This window comes from Gemmatimonadetes bacterium SCN 70-22, from assembly GCA_001724275.1.
GTDB lineage: Bacteria > Gemmatimonadota > Gemmatimonadetes > Gemmatimonadales > Gemmatimonadaceae > SCN-70-22.
Genome location: MEDZ01000002.1, coordinates 292,898 through 308,762, shown reverse-complemented (window position 1 = coordinate 308,762; position 15,865 = coordinate 292,898). Strand labels below are relative to the sequence as shown.

General features: G+C 69.3%; 12 protein-coding genes. 7 read left to right on the top strand and 5 right to left on the bottom strand.

The annotated features are described in order from the left end of the window. The first annotated feature begins 151 nt into the window (after window positions 1-151). Window positions 152-916 (top strand): hypothetical protein, encoded by a 765-nt coding sequence (locus ABS52_01360; GenBank protein ODT05362.1) that lies wholly within the window; start codon window positions 152-154, stop codon window positions 914-916. Window positions 917-1,134: 218 nt separating this feature from the next. Here the strand turns inward: ABS52_01360 and ABS52_01355 are convergent, their stop codons facing one another. Beyond that, window positions 1,135-2,592, bottom strand: coding sequence for a sulfide:quinone reductase (locus ABS52_01355; protein ID ODT05361.1), 1,458 nt, complete (start codon window positions 2,590-2,592; stop codon window positions 1,135-1,137). 180 nt (window positions 2,593-2,772) lie between these two features. Between ABS52_01355 and ABS52_01350 the strand changes: the two genes are divergently transcribed. After that, on the top strand, window positions 2,773-3,057 hold the full coding sequence (locus ABS52_01350; GenBank protein ODT05360.1) for a hypothetical protein: 285 nt from the start codon (window positions 2,773-2,775) through the stop codon (window positions 3,055-3,057). Between the two features lie 52 nt (window positions 3,058-3,109). On the opposite strand, the gene ABS52_01345 is transcribed toward ABS52_01350, so the two are convergent. Then, on the bottom strand, window positions 3,110-4,876 hold the full coding sequence (locus ABS52_01345; protein ODT05359.1) for a hypothetical protein: 1,767 nt from the start codon (window positions 4,874-4,876) through the stop codon (window positions 3,110-3,112). Window positions 4,877-4,920: 44 nt separating this feature from the next. On the opposite strand from ABS52_01345, the gene ABS52_01340 reads away from it, so the two are divergent. From ABS52_01340 to ABS52_01330, 3 genes are read left to right on the top strand one after another with little or no spacing between them, the layout of a single operon-like run. Next, complete coding sequence (locus ABS52_01340; protein ODT05358.1) at window positions 4,921-7,179, top strand: trehalose-6-phosphate synthase; 2,259 nt, start codon at window positions 4,921-4,923, stop codon at window positions 7,177-7,179. A gap of 2 nt (window positions 7,180-7,181) precedes the next feature. Beyond that, a complete protein-coding gene (locus ABS52_01335) occupies window positions 7,182-8,000 on the top strand; it encodes a trehalose-phosphatase (protein ODT05357.1) in 819 nt (272 codons plus the stop codon). A gap of 28 nt (window positions 8,001-8,028) precedes the next feature. Then, window positions 8,029-8,553, top strand: coding sequence for a hypothetical protein (locus ABS52_01330; protein ODT05356.1), 525 nt, complete (start codon window positions 8,029-8,031; stop codon window positions 8,551-8,553). Between the two features lie 64 nt (window positions 8,554-8,617). Here ABS52_01330 and ABS52_01325 read toward each other — a convergent pair whose 3' ends face one another. Then, window positions 8,618-11,407 carry a hypothetical protein gene (locus ABS52_01325; protein ID ODT05355.1) on the bottom strand — a complete coding sequence of 930 codons (2,790 nt, stop codon included), beginning with the start codon at window positions 11,405-11,407 and terminating at the stop codon, window positions 8,618-8,620. A gap of 252 nt (window positions 11,408-11,659) precedes the next feature. On the opposite strand from ABS52_01325, the gene ABS52_01320 reads away from it, so the two are divergent. Beyond that, entirely contained in the window at window positions 11,660-12,877 is a 1,218-nt protein-coding gene (locus ABS52_01320) for a hypothetical protein (GenBank protein ODT05354.1), read from the top strand. Window positions 12,878-12,893: 16 nt separating this feature from the next. Here ABS52_01320 and ABS52_01315 read toward each other — a convergent pair whose 3' ends face one another. Together ABS52_01315 and ABS52_01310 are read right to left on the bottom strand one after the other, a co-directional pair. After that, window positions 12,894-13,355: a peroxiredoxin gene (locus ABS52_01315; GenBank protein ODT05353.1), complete on the bottom strand. Its 462-nt coding sequence runs from the start codon at window positions 13,353-13,355 to the stop codon at window positions 12,894-12,896. 30 nt (window positions 13,356-13,385) lie between these two features. After that, window positions 13,386-14,003, bottom strand: a complete 618-nt coding sequence (locus ABS52_01310; GenBank protein ODT05352.1) for a hypothetical protein — start codon at window positions 14,001-14,003, stop codon at window positions 13,386-13,388. Between the two features lie 231 nt (window positions 14,004-14,234). Between ABS52_01310 and ABS52_01305 the strand changes: the two genes are divergently transcribed. Continuing rightward, window positions 14,235-15,731 (top strand): hypothetical protein, encoded by a 1,497-nt coding sequence (locus ABS52_01305; GenBank protein ID ODT05427.1) that lies wholly within the window; start codon window positions 14,235-14,237, stop codon window positions 15,729-15,731. The last annotated feature ends 134 nt before the right edge of the window (window positions 15,732-15,865 follow it).

Here is a 15,865-nt window from a genome sequence, read left to right as displayed (position 1 = left end):
TCCCGAATTGGCACGATGAGAGGGGACACATTGCCGCCCGGGGTAAGTATCTTTCAGGGCCCCACCGGCGCAGGCACGCTTCGGACGCCGGCGGCGCGCGTTTTCACGCGTCGCCGGCGTCTCATCATGTCCATCCCCGCTCCCCCACGACATGCAGCTCCTTCCCTACCTCCCCAGACTGGCCGTGGCCGCCATCCTCATCGCGACGCCGGCCACGATGCAGGGGCAGGGGAAGAAACGCTGGTCGGGGGTGGTCGAGGCGTCGGCGTCGCTGTTCCAGGGAAACACCGACCAGAGGGCGATCCTGACCAAGGGCGAGCTGGGGCACGCCGACAGCACCTGGCAGCTGCGCGGCGGGGTGACGTTCGGCTACGCCGATGCCGCACGCGACACGCTGCCGCGCAACGTCACCAAGCGCACCTGGCTCGGGAACGTGGCGCTGGACTACCGGCCGTTCGACCACCTCTCGCCGTTCCTGTTCGTGAACTACGAGTCGAGCTACGAGAAGCGCGTCCTCGACCGGGTGGGGGTCGGTGTGGGGGGGAAGGCGGTGCTGATGCAGTCGGGGTCGACCGAGGCCAACGTCTCGCTGGCGATGCTGGCCGAGCGACTGCGCCCGAGCCGCCTGTCGCCCGACACCGAGACCGTGTCGGCGGCGCGTTGGTCGGGGCGCGCGCGATTCAAGCACCAGTTCGATCCGCGCCTCAAGCTCTCGCACACCACCTTCTGGCAGCCCCGGGTGAGCGACCTGGAGAGCTTCACCGTCAACTCGACCTCGGAGCTGAGCTTCGCGGTGCGCCAGTCGACGAGCTTCACCATCTCGTACCAGTCGCTGTACGACAGCGCCGCCCGCGGCCGCGGGGCGCAGAGCAACAACGACGCCCAGGTGCTGTTCGGGGTGAAGACGGGGTTCTGACCCCCGCGTCAGTCGTGTGACTTCGCGATCATGCGGAGCATGCGGATGTTGATGACCGCAAAGCGCCAGAGCTGCCACGGAAGGAACGTGCGAAGCGCCTGCGTGAGGCGCGTGGGCGTGGGCGCGAAGTAGCCCTCGGTGTAGGGCGCAGGGCGTGAGGTCGGCGTGTCGTCAGGCATGGCGTGAGAAGGGAGGGGTGACGAGAGGCTGTCGGGCACCTATTCCGGGATGAACTGCCATCCGGGCCTTGCCTTGGCCTTCCAGATGAAGGCGTGATGCAGGATGCGCTTGATCCAGTGGGCCCCGAGCCCGATCTCGCCGAAGGTGTACCGGAGGTCGCGACCGAACACCGGGAAGCGCTTGTAGTCGGGGACGATGGGGTACATGGTCATGGCGGCCGCCGTCCCCTTCAGCAACGAGGCGCCCGCCGAGGCAATGCAGGCCGCTCCCATGCGCGCCATCGACGCCGTGTGCGCCTTGGAGTCGCGTCCGCGCAGGATGCGATCGGCGATGGTGTTCGCGACCACGCGTCCCATGATGCCGCTCGGCATTCCGGTGCGCGGGGGCGAGGGGGTGATGACCGTCCCGTTGGGGCTCTTGAAGGGCTTCGAGATCTGGTGCGGCGGGGCGAAGGCGATCCCGACCGCGAAGACGTTGTCGTAGCGGGGCGTCTGGTAGGTGGAGGGCCAGTCGCCGGCGTCCCACTGGTCGAAGGTTTTCTGCGTGTAGTCGGCATCGACGCGCATGAAGCCGTTCGGGGCGAAGAGCTCGGCGGTCGTGTCGTGTCCGGCCTGGTCGAACGACCTGAGCCCCACCCCGCCGAAGGGGGGGAGGAGCATGGCGAAGTCGAACTTCAGCGAGTGGTGCGCGCCGTCGAGCGTCTCGTAGAAGACCTCGCCGGGCTCGACGCGCTCGACGTGCGCCTGCAGGATCCAGCGGATGCCGCGCTCCGCGTACAGCGACTCCGCCCACGTCTTGCTGTGCGTGATGAAGCCGCCGACCTCGACGTGCAGCCCCGCCACGCCGAAGTCGCCGAGTTCGTGCTCGTTGGACAGGTAGACGATGTCCGCCAGGTGGCGGAGCCCGCGCGTGCGGATCTCGTGCTCGACATTGAAGACGTACTCGAAGGCGGCGCCTTCGCAGGTGCAGGTGCCGTGGCTGGTGCCGACGACGAGCGTCTGGCGTTCACCGCGCCGCATCCGCTCGATGGCGAGCGCCAGCGCCTTGGCGGCCTCGGTGGCGTGGGATGCGGTGCAGACGGAGAGGGAGTGCCCGTCCGGGCCGAGTCCCTGCACGGCGCCGAAGTTGAGCTTCGGGCCGGTGGCGTTCACCAGGAAGTCGTAGGGAATGCGCTCGACCTCGCCACGCCGTTCGGGGCTGGTGTGCTCGACGGTGACGTACGCGGCCGGGCTCGCGGCGTCGCCCTCGGGATGGAGCTCGGTGGCCCGTGCCTGGACGTAGGTGATGCCGAGCTTCGCGTAGACGGGCGCGAGGGGGAAGGTGACGTCGTCCGACGTCATGCGCCCCACGCCGACCCAGATATTGGAGGGGATCCAGTTCCACCTGGCGTTGGGCGTGACGACGATGACGTCGTGGTTGCGCCCGAGGCGCTGGCGCAGCCGGGTGGCGGCGGTGTGGCCGGAAATCCCGGCGCCGAGGATGACGGTGCGGCTCATGCCTGGTCTCCATGTGGGGCTGCCGGGGCAGCGACGGCGACGAGCGATATGTGATAACTATATCACTATATGGTTGATTAATGGTCGGTCGGCGTGCAGATTTCCCCGGATCGACGCCTGCTGCCGCACGAAGGTAGCATCCCCTCACCACGTGTACGTCAGGAGAACCCGGAGAACGGCATGGCGAAGTTCAACAACAAGAAGGTCGATGCGGTCATCGACGTGCGCTCGCACCTGGAGTTCTTCTTCGGTCACCTCCCGGGCGCCATCTGCATGCCGGTCAACGGGATCGATCACGCCATCCTCGAGCGTGACGACATCACGCGCGACTCCTCGATCATGGTCTACTGCGCCAGCGGAGCCCGCTCCGCATCGGCGGCCGAGACGCTGCGGCGCATGGGGTATCGCCGGGTGGTGGACGCCGGCGGCTACGCGCAGGCGCGTCAGGGGTACGAGCGCGACTGACGCGTCGCGTCGCCCACCTGCCGAGCTCGTCCCGGCCGAGGAGGCGCGCCGGTCAGACGACTTCGTGCCAGCCCGGGGAGGCGGCGAAGGCAGCACGGATGAGCCCCACGTGCGAATACGCCTGGGGGAAGTTGCCCCAGAAGCGGCGTTCGTGCGGGTCGAAGTCCTCGGACATCAAACCCAGTGGGGGGAGCTGGGCGGCGACGCGTTGCAGGAGCGCGCGGGCCTCATCGCCTCGCCCGGTGCGGGCGAGTGCCTCGATGAGCCAGAACGTGCAGATGACGAACGGGATGGCGGGGGCACCGAAGTCGTCGTCGCGCTTGTAGCGGTACATCCAGCCGTCATCCTCGAGGACGCCCCGCAGGACGTCGATGGTGGCCCCCGCACGCCAATCGTCAGGTGCAACGAGGCGGAGGGTCACCGCCTGCAGCACCGAGGCGTCGAGCGCGTCGCCATCGTACGTGGAGGCAAAGGTGCCGAGCGCCGGGTTCCAGGCCCGGTCCATGATCTCCCGACGGAGGCGGTCGGCGGCCTCGGCAAACTCGGCGACGAGGTGGGGAGCGTGACGCTCGGCCACGGCGCGCATGCGATCCGCAGCCGCCCAGGACATGAGCACTGAGAAAGTCTGCGGTCCCGTGGTGGGGGCGCGATACTCCCAGATTCCCGCATCGGGCCGGTCGGCGACGGCGATCGCCTTGCGCGCGAGCCGCGTCATGAGGGCGAGCGTGGTCGGCGTCTGGTCGGGGCGGAAGCGCTCGTCCATGAAAAGCGGGGCGAGCGAGAGGACGAGCTCGCCGAAGATGTCGTTTTGCACCTGCTGGGCGGCGGCGTTACCGATGCGAACAGGACCGTACCCCTCGTACCCGGCCCACGAGGGGCAGATGATCTCGGGGACGTCGCTGCTGGCATCGACCCGGTAGAGCGGGGCCAGGTCGAGATCGGCGACCGCGGAGGCGACGGTCAGGAGATAGTGCAGGAACTGCTCGCGCTCCTCGAAGTGGCCGAGGAGTTCGAAGGCGCCGAGCACGTAGTACGCATCGCGGAGCCAGCAGTAGCGATAGTCCCATGTGCGTCCGCTTCCCGGCGACTCCGGGATGGAGGTCGTCATGGAAGCCACGATGGCGCCGGTGTCCTCGAAGCAGTGGAGCTTGAGGGCGAGGGCGGAGCGAATGACCTCTTTCTGGAAGAGCGGCGGGATGTTGCACTGCTTGACCCAGCGGACCCAGTAGTCGACGGTTTCGCGCAGGAGACGGTCGCAGAGGGGCTTGAGGGGTTCCTCGACCGGGGCTCCGAAGGCGAGCACGAGATGGCGTCGTTCGCTCAGGGCAAATGCTGGCCCGCCGACGTAGGAGAGGGGGATATCGGTGGTGAGGCGGACGGTCGCGGGGAAGCCGAGGAAGTCGATGTGGTTGGATCCGAGCTCCACGGCGGGGCGGCGCTTGTCCCATCCCAGGATCGGGTCGCAGACGACGCGCAGGCGCGGCGTCCCCTCCAGCGGCTCGACGATACGGACGAGCTTGGTTGGGCGGAAGGAGCGTTCGTGGATGGAGAAGCGCGGGGCGAAGTCGAGGACGCGGAAGCGGCCATCTGGGGTGGAGAAAGTGGTTTCGAGGACGTTGGTGTTCTCGAGATAGCGCTGTTGTCCCGTGCCTCCGTTGGCCGGGGCGATCTGGAAGTGTCCTGCATCGGGATCCAGGAGGGCGCCGAAGGCAGGTGGCGAGTCGAATCGTGGCAGGCAACACCATGTGACATCGCCATTTGCGGCGACGAGCGCCGAGCATTGGCAATTTCCAATCAGTCCGATGTGCTCGAGGTGCATGGCTCAGCTTGGTTTAATTGGATATCCAAGTTAATCTCAAAGGCATGGGTCCTGTCCGCAATGCGCTCCGGTTGACGATTCCACCGCTCCTGCTGATCGCGCTGATCGCGGTCGTGGGTGGGGTGGCGGTGACGCGAGCGGCTCGCGCCTGGTACACGTCGGAGCTGACGCAGCGGGCGCGATTGGCCGCGTCGAGCGCGCGTCTATCCATTGTGGAGGCGGAGGCGCGGGGCGATCGGGGGCAATTCGACCGACTGCTGCGCGACATCGTGCGTGACGATCGGGTGATTGGAGCGGCGCTGTGCGGCGGAGAGGGAGAGGCGATTGCCCGCAGCGCGGCCTTTCCGGCGGAGGCGACGGCGTGTCCGAGGCGCGAAGCGTTCGACGACGATGTCCGTCTCCAGGGGGCGCTGACGAAGGTCATCTCGCCGGAGGGAGCGACCCCGGCGTTGCACGTCGCGTGGGTCCCGGTGCGAGGTGGGGTGGACGTTCCCGCTGGGCTGTCGCTGGTCGTGGTGCAGGATTTCTCACAGGTGATGGAGCGGGAGCGGCTCGCCCGGACATGGGGGCTGGGGATTCTCGTCCTCGCCGCGGGGGTGGCATCGCTCCTGACCGCCCTGGCGGCCCGGGTGGCGTCGCGCGAGTGGGTCCGGCAGCTCGGGCGCGCGTTGCGCGGTGAGGCGGAGCGCGGCAGGACACCGTCGCCGCTGCTCGAGGACGTGCGTGCCCTGGCGAAGCGGCGCGCCGCCATTGCTGCCGCGGAGTCGGTGGCGACGGGGCGATGGACGCAGGAGCGCCTCCGCTCGGCGATGGTGGAGCACCTGGACGACGGGGGGCTGATCATCGTGGCCAACCGCGAGCCCTACATACACGAACGTGCGGCTGACGGGGCGATCGTCGTGAAGCATCCGGCGAGCGGGCTGGTGAGCGCCCTGGAACCGGTGATGCGGGCGTGCTCGGGGACCTGGATCGCACACGGCAGCGGGAACGCCGATCGCGCCGTGTCGGACCAGGAGGGGCGTCTCCGCGTCCCGCCTGGCGAGGACTCGTACACGCTGCGGCGCGTATGGCTCAGCGAGGACGAGGAGGAGGGCTACTACTACGGTCTCTCGAACGAGGGGCTGTGGCCGCTGTGTCACGTGGCGTATGCGCGACCGGTGTTTCGCGCGAGTGACTGGGCGGCGTACCGGCGCATCAACGAGCGCTTCGCCGACGCCGTGGTGGAGGAAGCGGCGGTGGACGACCCGATCGTGCTGGTGCAGGACTATCACTTCGCCCTGGCGCCGCGCCTCATCCGCGAGCGCCTGCCGCGCGCGACGGTCATCACTTTCTGGCACATTCCCTTCCCCAACGCCGAGCGATTCGGGATCTGTCCGTGGCGCGAGGAGATCATCGACGGGCTCCTTGGCTCGAGCATCGTCGGCTTTCACACGCAGGCGCACTGCAACCAGTTCCTGGATGCGGTGGACACGTTCGTGGAGTCGCGCATCGACCGCGTGGACCAGGCGGTGATCCTCGGCGGCTCGCGCACGCTGGTGCGTGCGTATCCCATCTCCGTGGAGTGGCCCGCGCGTGCGGCACGGTCACTCCCCGCCGCGGGTGCGTGCCGGCGCGAGGTGTTCGCCGAGCTGGGGCTGGCGCCCGTCGCGATCCTTGGGGTCGGAGTGGACCGCCTGGACTACACGAAGGGACTCGAGGAGCGCATCGAGGCGGTGGAGCGGCTCCTGGAGCGGCGCCCCGACCTGGTGGGACGCTTCACCTTCGTGCAGCTGGCGGCACCGAGCCGGACGCGCATTCCGGGCTACCAGCAGATCACCGACGTGGTGCAGGAGGGCGTGCGCCGGATCAACGCCCGCTTCGGCGACGCGCGCTACCAACCGGTGATCCTCCTGCGGGAGCACCATGAGCCCGACCGGGTCTTCCGGTTCTACCGCGCCGCGCAACTGTGCTACGTGAGCAGCCTGCACGACGGGATGAACCTGGTGAGCAAGGAGTTCGTCTCGGCGCGCGACGACGAGCAGGGCGTCCTGGTGCTGAGCCAGTTTGCGGGGGCCGCGCACGAGCTGACCGAGGCGCTCATCGTGAATCCCTACGACCTCGAGGCGGCGAGCGAGGCCCTGGAACGCGCCATCGAGATGTCGTCGGCCGAGCAGGGGGAGCGGATGCGGGCGCTGCGCGCGACGGTGGAGGAACGCAACGTGTATCGCTGGGCGGGGCGGATGCTGCTGGACGCTGCGCAGCTGCGCCAGCGCGCGCGCCGGTCGTTGCAGATGGCGGGAGAGCCGCTGGCGGGGATGGCCTGACCATGCGCAACCTGCTCTCGCGCCGCAACCTGTTGCACCTGGCACGCACCGTGGGGCCCGATGGCGTGCTGGCCTTCGACTTCGACGGGACGCTGGCGCCGATCGTGGCGGTGCCGGGCGCCGCCGGCATGCGTGACGAGACCCGTCACCTCCTCGTCGCGATCAGCGAGCTACGCCCGGTGGTGATCGTCTCCGGGCGCTCGGTGGCCGACGTGACGCCTCGGCTGCACGGCGTGCGGACCGCGGCGATCGTGGGGAACCACGGAGTGGAGCCGTCGGCAGCCATGGCGGGTGCGAAGCGGACGGTGGCGGGGTGGCGGCCCCTACTCGACGCGACGGTCGGGAGACTCGCCGGCGTCCATGTCGAGGACAAGGTGTATTCCATCGCCGTGCACTACCGTCACGCCTCGTCGCCACGCATGGTGCGCGAGGTCCTCGCGGAAGTCCGTCGGCAATTGGGTGACGCGGTGCGCGTCACCGAAGGCCATGCCCTCGTGAACCTGGTCCCGGCCGGTGCGCCCACCAAGGGGGATGCGGTTCGGTGGGTGGAGGCGAGACTCTCAGCACGCGTGGTCCTGTACGCGGGCGACGAGGAGACCGACGAAGACGCGTTCGCGGTCCTCGACCAGACGCGGAGCGTGGGAGTACGCATCGGGAAGTCGAAACGCTCGAGCGCGCGCTTCTACCTGCCGGGGCAGGAAGCGGTGGACAGCATGCTCCAGCACGTCCTCTCGGTCGTCCAGCGGGGAGCGGCTCGCCGGTCGCCGGGCCGGCCATCCCGCGCGCCACTGGCGTCCGTATCCGCACAGGCGCGAGAATAAGGATCTCCCTCGCGCGCCGCATCCGGACATGCCAGCCCCCGCCGCCCCTTCCCGTCCCGACGTACCGGCGCTCCCGCCGGTACTGGAGTTCCTTCGCGTGCTCTGGAGCCTGAACCACGCGCTCGAGACGACCTCGAGCGACATGCAGCGGCGGTTCGGTGTCACGGCGCAGCAGCGCATGGTCCTGCGGATCGTCGGCGTGCTGGGGCCATCGCCCGCGGGACGCCTGAGCCGCGTCCTTCACGTGCACCCCGGGACGCTGTCGGCCACGCTGGCGCGACTCGAGCGGCGCGGGCTGGTGCAGCGGACGCGAGGCGCCACCGATGCGCGACGTGTCGTGGTGTCGTTGACCGAGGCGGGGGCGACGCTGTTGTCACACAGCGAGGGGACGGTCGAGCGTGCGGCGACGGCGGCCCTCGAGGCAGCGACCGACGAAGTGAGGGCGCATGCGTTGCAGCTGCTGGGGCGCCTGACGACGGAGCTGGAGGGGACTCGCACCGCCGCCACGCCGGGATCGGAATCGGCGGTCCCGGCCGAGGACGCGCCACCCTGAGCACGAAGCGGGGGCGTCCGTGAGGACACCCCCGCTTCGGCGTGACACCCGTGCCGCGGCGGTCCTAGAACTCGACCTTCAGCCCTAGTTGCGCCTGGCGGGCGGCGAAGGCGCCGGTGGACTTGCCGAAGGTCGCGATGGGCGTGGTCCCCTGGAACTTCTGGCCGCCGTAGGCCGAGATGTTCTCGCTGTTGAACAGGTTGAAGACCTCGGCCATCACGGTGATCTTCTGCGACCCGCGCTGGATGAGCGGGCGCTGCAGGCGAAGGTCGACGGTCTTGTACCAGTTCTCCCACGAGTTGTCCGGACGCTGTACGCGATCCGGGCCGGCGAAGTCGTCGAAGGTGACGTTGTTGTTGTTCAGGTCCTTGCCGTCGATGGCCACGAACGGGCGCGGCGAGGCGACGGTCGTGATGGTCGAGGCCTGGATCCCGAGCGGGAGCTTGTTGATGGCCGACAGGACGAAGCGATGGCGCTCGTCGCCCGACGTGTACTGCATCTGGTACGACGAGCGGTTGGGGAAGATGCTGGCCAGGTTGCCGTCGAAGTCGGACTTATAGAAGCCCAGCGTGTAGGCCAGGTTGAAGCGCTGGCCGTTCTTGCTGTAGGTGGCCTGGGTCACGAGGCCGTCGAACTTGGCGCGGCCGAAGTCGTCCCACAACACGATGTCGCCGTACGCCGAGCTCAGGACGCGCTGGTTGGTGGTGCGGTTGAACCAGTTGGCGTTGAGGCGGACGTACAGGTTGCGGATGTCCTGGTGCACGTAGTCCATGTTGACGCCGAAGGCGTCGGTGAACTGGTGCCCGATGCCGAGCGAGAACTGCCGGTTCTCGGGCGTGCGCATGAGGTTCTTGACGAGGACCGGCGAGAGGGGGGCGGTGGCGCCGCCAGCTGCCACGCGCTGGCGCAGGACCGCCGGATCGGTCGTCCCCGGATTGGCGAAGGTGTACGAACGCCAGGTGGAGTTGAGCCGCTCCTGGAAGCCGATGAACGACGTCACGCGGTCGAAGAGGATCGCGAAGCCACCGCGCACGAAGGTCTGGTTCCGGCGGTTGGGATCCCAGGAGAACGAGATGCGCGGCGAGAAGTTGTTGAGGTCGTTCTTGCGGTTGCCGCGGTTGATGTAGTCATTCAACTCGGCCCGCGAGGTCAGGCGCGAGTCGCTGGCCCAGGGGACGGTGTAGTCGTTGTTGAGCGTGTTGATCTCGGCGTCGTACCGAAGGCCGAGGTTGATCGAGAGGTTGTCCTGCGGGCGCCACTCATCGTTGATGTAGAAGCCCGTGGAGTAGCCGGTGGCCTCGGCGCGCGCGTCGTCGGTGCCGCTGGGGTCGTTGAAGCCGACCGAGATGGAGGCGGAGTTGGGGAGGCTCGACGTGTCGGTGAGGAAGTTGAACGAGCCGAACTGGTTGGACGGGAGGTACTGGCTCCCGTCGATCCTTGCCAACTCGAGGCCGAACTTGACGAGATGGCTCCCGCCCCAGTCGGCCACGTTGTAGGTGGAGCGGTTCACCAGGCGGAAGTGCTTCTCCCGCAGCTCGAGCGGGAAGCCGGCGGTGCCGGTGATGATCCCCGGGTAGGTACGCGTGGGCCCGGGGAGGAGTGGCGCCTCGGTGTGGTCCCACTGCACGTACTGGAGCGAGAACTCGTTCACGAGGTTCGTGGTCGGGAGCCAGCGATGGCGCAGCTGCGCGGTATTGATGAGGTATTCCTGCGAGATCCCCGCGTCGCGCGACGAGCGCCCGCCGAAGTTCCCCTCGCCATCGAGGATACGCGTCGACCACATGAAGTCGTAGGTACTCTTCTCCGTGGGCGTCGCGGTGAGGCGGGTGAAGAAGGTGTGGTTCTTCTGCGGGGCGAGGAACGAGCCGCGATACTGGTTCCAGGCCGACGTGGTGGGGACGACGTCGATGTAGTTGTCGGTCAGCGTCCCCTCGTAGCTCCCGGCGAAGTAGAGCTTCCCCTTGGCGATGGGGCCGCGGAGGTTGAAGCCGAACTGGTTGCGGCTGTAGTCGGGGAGCTTGGCGTTGGAGCGCTGCTGGATGAAGGTCCGCGCGATGTAATCCTTCCCCTGGTAGAAGCCGAACGCCGAGCCTTCCCACTTGTCGGTGCCGCGGCGGCTGACCGCCGAGATGACGTAGGATCCGGCCCGCGAGTACTCGGCGTCGTACGGGTTGAGGTAGACGCGGAACTCCTCGAGCGCCTCCTGCGGCAACGGCGACCCGGTCTGCGGAATGCCGACGAGGTTGCCGTTGTACAGCGACTTCATCTCGACCCCGTCCATGTAGAGGTTGATGAAGCGCAGGTCCGGCGCACCGCCGGCCGACGGGAGCGCGCGCCCCTGCTGCGGCGCGTAGCTCTTCACCCCCGGGGCGATGGCGGCGAGGTTCATGACGCCGCGTGCGTTCATGGGGAGGTTCTCGATCTCCTCCTTGAGGACGGGGGCGGAGATCGAGAGGCGTTGCACCTCGACCTGCTTCACCCGTTCGGCGGTGACGGCGACCGCCTGCAGCTCGGTGGCGCCGCGTTCCATGGTGATGGTGAGGCGGGCGCGCTGGCCGATGACGAGCTGGACCGAGTCCTGCACCGGCTTGAAGCCGAGGGCGCGCACGTCGATCACGTACTTGCCCGAGAAGAGGCCGAGGACGACGAACTCGCCGGTCTGGCGCGTCGTGATGTTGCGGCGTTCACTTGTGGCGGTGTTGGTGACGGACACCTGCGCACCGACGATCGGTTGCCCATCGGTGCTCGTCACGACGCCTTCGAGCGTGATCGTCGTCTGCGCGTGAGCCGGCGCCGATGCGACGACCCAACCGAGTGTCGCCAGGACTAGGGCACGAACAACCCAGGTTCGCATCTGGTCTGATCTCCCAAGGGGGTGAAAAACGTGAACGGAACACGAATCGTGCAACGAATTCCGTGGGGCGAAGTGTCAGTAGTCTCGCGGAGGACGTCAATACGCAACTTGGTGGCGCTGCTCGGCGTTCTAATCTTCGTCCCGGCCGATGGAACGGCTCAGGGCGGTGGGGCGAGACGCTGCCTCAGCGACACGACACGTGTCCTCCCGGCACAGCTGAGGGTGCAAACAGTCGACACCATCGCACCCGGGGTGACGTACACGTGCCTCATGAATCCCGGAGGTCCCTGGCTGTTGCACGTGGCGACGGTCGATTTGCGGAATCGCGAGTACACCATTGGCGGTGTGCGGGCGCACGACCGGATGGTGGGGCGCGAGCGGGTGAGCGCGATGGCGGCACGCCTTGCCAGCCGCGGGGAGCGTCCGGTGGTGATGATCAACGCCGACTTCTTCGACCTGGGGACGGGGGAGGTGGAGAACAACCAGGTGGTGAACGGGAGATGGGTGAAGGGGGCGGTGATCACCGACTCGCCGCACGACGAGTTCGACAACGCGCATACGCAGTTCGCCATCGACCGGCGGGGCGGGGTGCACATGGGGCGCTTCGAGCTGCACGGCGCAGTGCAGGCAGGGGGGGAGCGCCAGGCGCTGACGGGGATCAACTACCGCCCCCCGCGAACGACGGGGCTGGTACTGTACACGCCGTGGTACGGGACGAGGACGTTGCGCGACACGCTGGCGCGCATCACGACGCAGCGCCCTCGCGACCCCGACGCATCGCCGACCGGTTTGCCGGCTCAAGCGCGTCCGGCGCCATCGGTGTCGCAGCTTCGCGCGGACAGCGCCCGGGCGGCGACACTGGCGGCCACGCGCGAGGCGGTGGAGGTGGTGCTCGCCGAGGAGGGACGGCGGGGCGATACATTGCTGTACCGGGTGCGCGCCGGCTCCGAGCGGCGAGGGGGCGGGACGGCGATCCCGCCGCGGGGTGTGGTCCTCAGCGCGACGGGAGACTCGGCCATCGCCTTCGTGCGCCGCATGGCACGCCGTGGCGGTGTCGTACGGGTGGTGGCGACGCTCGGCGATCCGCCGTTCACCCCGCGCATGTCGATCGGGGGGTGGCCACGGGTGGTGCAGGATGGGGCGAATGTCGGTACACGCGCCGACTCGCTCGAGGGGACCTTCCCCCGATTCTCCGCGGCGCGTCACCCGCGTAGCGCGATCGCGCTCTCCCGGGACTCCACGCAGCTCATGCTGGTGGTCGTGGACGGGCGTCGCCCGTGGAGCGTGGGGATGTCGCTCGCCGAACTCGGAGATGCCCTGATCGCGTTAGGCGCCTGGCAGGCGATGAACCTCGACGGCGGCGGGTCGAGCGCGCTGTGGGTCGATGGCGAGGTCGTGAACTACCCGTCGGACCCGACCGGGGAACGCGCGGTCGGGAACGCCCTGGTCGTGGAGCGGCGGCGACGGTGACCGCCGCCATGACGCCTCACGCCCCGACCGGCTCCACGCGCACGGGAAAGTTCATCGAGCTGGCGATGAAGCAGAGGGCGTGTGCCCGGTCGTGCAGCCGACGGATGAGCTCGGGGTCCACGGGATCGCGGTAGGTGCAATCGGGGTGCAGCGTCACCTCGGTGAAGTGCCCGCCACCGTCGGCCGCGAGGACCATCGTCCCCTCGGCGGCATCGCGATAGCTCTCGAGCACCACGCCGGAGTCGGCGCAGAGGTGCAGGAACCAGAGCATGTGGCACGCCGAGAGCGCCCCGACGAGGAGTTCCTCTGGGCTGTAGCGGGCCGCGTCTCCCCTGAACATCGGGTCGGAGGAACCGGCGATGGGGGCCTTGCCCGGCGCCGAGAGCTGGTGCGCGCGGGAGTATCCGCGATAGGTGGCGGTGCCGGTGCCGAGATTGCCGGTCCAGGCCACGTCAACGGTGTAGCGATGAGCAGGCATGCTTCGGAGACGGGAGACGGGAGACGGGAGTCAGCGTGGGGGGATGAAGTCGATCACGCCGGCGCTGCCCGGGGCGGTGGGGTCGTTGTCGCGGGGGCCCTTGGGCGGGCCGCGTCGGACCTTCGCGCTCGCGTCGGTGAGCTCGATGGCCAGCCAGGCGGTGGCCTGCACGTGGGCGGCGGCGGCCGGTTCGCAATCGACGCCGACGGTGCGTCCGGGGAAGTAGCGCGTCACGAGTCCTTCCGCCACCTGCAACTGCTCGGCCGGGTCCTCGAGGATGCGGGCGGTGCCGAAACAGACCGCGCTGCGGTAGTTCATCGAGTGGTACAGCGCGGTGCGCGAGTACACGAGCCCGTCCACCATCGTCACCGTCACGCAGCACGGCCGGCCGCCGGCGACGTGTGCCATCAGGCGTGAGTGATGCCCACCGTGGAGGTAGATGGTGTACGGACGCTCGGGGGCTACGTAGTACGTCATCGGGATCACGACCGGTCCGGCGTCGTCGGCGATGGCGACGTGTGCGACGAGTCCGTCGCGCAGGATGTTCGCGACTTCGTCAGGCGACGAGCGCTCGGGATGGACCCGGAGCCGGGTGCGCTCGGTGTCGAAGACCGGGCGCGGGCCGGGTGCAGGGATGGCGGTGTTCATGTCGCGGGGGAGACGCTGAGGGGGCGTGGGAGTGCGCCTGGGAACGTGCGCGGGGGTGCGTGAGTCTTCGCAGGGGGTGGCGGTGGCCCCCGGCGTGCATGAGCTTACGGGAAATCTGGAGTCATGCAAATGGCCAGAGTCACACCACTTGATACGGCCAGAAGTAGGCGCGGAGGGCGTCGCGATGCAGCGGGCGGGGGGCGTTCCGCGCCCCGCGGCGGGGTGACGCCGTTGACGCTCGCCCTCGATCCCTCGGCGAGCGAGAGCCTGCAGCGGCAGCTGTATGTCGCGCTGCGCTCCGCCATCCTGGAGGGGCGCCTGGCACCGCGCGTGCGGCTGCCGGGGACCCGCTCGCTGGCCGAGTCGCTGGAGGTGTCGCGGACGACGGTGGCGCTGGTCTTCGATCAGCTGCGAGCGGAGGGGTACGTGCAGGGGCGCGAGCGGTCCGGGACGTTCGTTGCCGACGTCCTTCCCGACGCGCATGTGGGGGTGCAGGGGGGCGAGGTGCGCCGCGTGCGCGCTCCGCGCGTTCGCGATGAGCCGGGTGCCGACCTCTCGCGACGGGGGGCGCTGCTCTCGTCGCTCGTGGTGACGTCGACGCCGTTGGGGCGGCAGTCGGGGGCGCGCGCGTTCCGGCTGGGGACGCCGGCGCTGGACCACTTTCCGTTGCAGCTGTGGGGGCGGCTGCTGGCGCGGCGCTGGCGCGGCATGTCGGCGGCCCGCCTTTCCTACGCCGAGCCGCATGGCGAACCCCAACTGCGTGAAGCGATCGCGGCCTACGTCGGGCAGGCGCGCGCGGTGCGGTGCGAGGCGGGGCAGGTGATCGTGGTGAGCGGGGCGCAGCAGGCGTTCGACCTGGTGGCGCGCGTCCTCCTCGACCCCGGTGACGCCGCGGCGGTGGAGGATCCCGGCTACCGGGGGACGCGCGCCGCCCTGGAAGCGGCGGGGGCCACGCTGGTCCCGATCCCGGTGGATCGCGAGGGGATGGACGTGGGCGCGCTGCGGGGGCTGGTGCGGGCGCCCCGCCTGGTGTGCGTGACGCCGTCGCACCAGTTCCCGTTAGGCGTCACGCTCTCGGCGGCGCGGCGGCTGGCGCTGCTGGACTGGGCGCGCGCCGGCGGGGGGTGGATCGTGGAGGACGACTTCGACAGCGAGTACCGCTTTCGCGGGCGCCCGCTCCCGTCGCTGCAGGGGATGGCTCCGGCGTCGCGCGTGATCTACGTCGGGACCTTCAGCAAGACGCTCTTCCCGGCGTTGCGCCTGGGCTACCTCATCGTCCCGGAGGCGCTGGTGGAACCGTTCGCGCGCGCGCGCGCCACGGTCGATCGCCAGCCGGCGGCGCTGGAGCAGGTGGTGCTCGCCGAGTTCATCGCCGAGGGGCACTTCGCGCGCCACGTACGACGGATGCGCGCGCTGTACGCGGAGCGGCAGGCGACCTTGTTGCAGCTGCTGGGCGGCGCGGCCTCGGCGTGGCTCGAGGCGGAGTCGGTGGATGCGGGGATGCACCTGGTGGGGTGGCTGCGCCGGGGGATGGACGACGCCGGCGTGGCGCAGCGCCTGCTGGAGGCCGGCGTGGTGGCGTCGCCGCTGCGCGCCCTGTCGCTCGTGCCGGGGCCCCGGGGCGCATTGCTACTGGGCTTCGCCGCCTTCGACCGCGCCACGATGGAGCGCGCCCTGGCGACGATGTGCACGGTGCTGGGCCGCGAGCCGTGGCGCGCGGCGCGATAGCCGTGGGGGGTGCGCCCATAGACAACGACGTGGCCCTCCGTCAGGTTCAGGGTGTGTACCGGCCGTTCCCGCGTCGCGCATGACCTCGACGGTTCCCTTCGCCGCCCCGCCTTCCGACTCGGCCGAGGCGCGGC

Coding starts and splice junctions, on each gene's coding strand:
- ABS52_01360 (ODT05362.1), top strand. CDS start 152: ATGCAGCTCCTTCCCTACCTCCCCAGACTGGCCGTGGCCGCCATCCTC.
- ABS52_01355 (ODT05361.1), bottom strand. CDS start 2,592: ATGAGCCGCACCGTCATCCTCGGCGCCGGGATTTCCGGCCACACCGCC.
- ABS52_01350 (ODT05360.1), top strand. CDS start 2,773: ATGGCGAAGTTCAACAACAAGAAGGTCGATGCGGTCATCGACGTGCGC.
- ABS52_01345 (ODT05359.1), bottom strand. CDS start 4,876: ATGCACCTCGAGCACATCGGACTGATTGGAAATTGCCAATGCTCGGCG.
- ABS52_01340 (ODT05358.1), top strand. CDS start 4,921: ATGGGTCCTGTCCGCAATGCGCTCCGGTTGACGATTCCACCGCTCCTG.
- ABS52_01335 (ODT05357.1), top strand. CDS start 7,182: ATGCGCAACCTGCTCTCGCGCCGCAACCTGTTGCACCTGGCACGCACC.
- ABS52_01330 (ODT05356.1), top strand. CDS start 8,029: ATGCCAGCCCCCGCCGCCCCTTCCCGTCCCGACGTACCGGCGCTCCCG.
- ABS52_01325 (ODT05355.1), bottom strand. CDS start 11,407: ATGCGAACCTGGGTTGTTCGTGCCCTAGTCCTGGCGACACTCGGTTGG.
- ABS52_01315 (ODT05353.1), bottom strand. CDS start 13,355: ATGCCTGCTCATCGCTACACCGTTGACGTGGCCTGGACCGGCAATCTC.
- ABS52_01310 (ODT05352.1), bottom strand. CDS start 14,003: ATGAACACCGCCATCCCTGCACCCGGCCCGCGCCCGGTCTTCGACACC.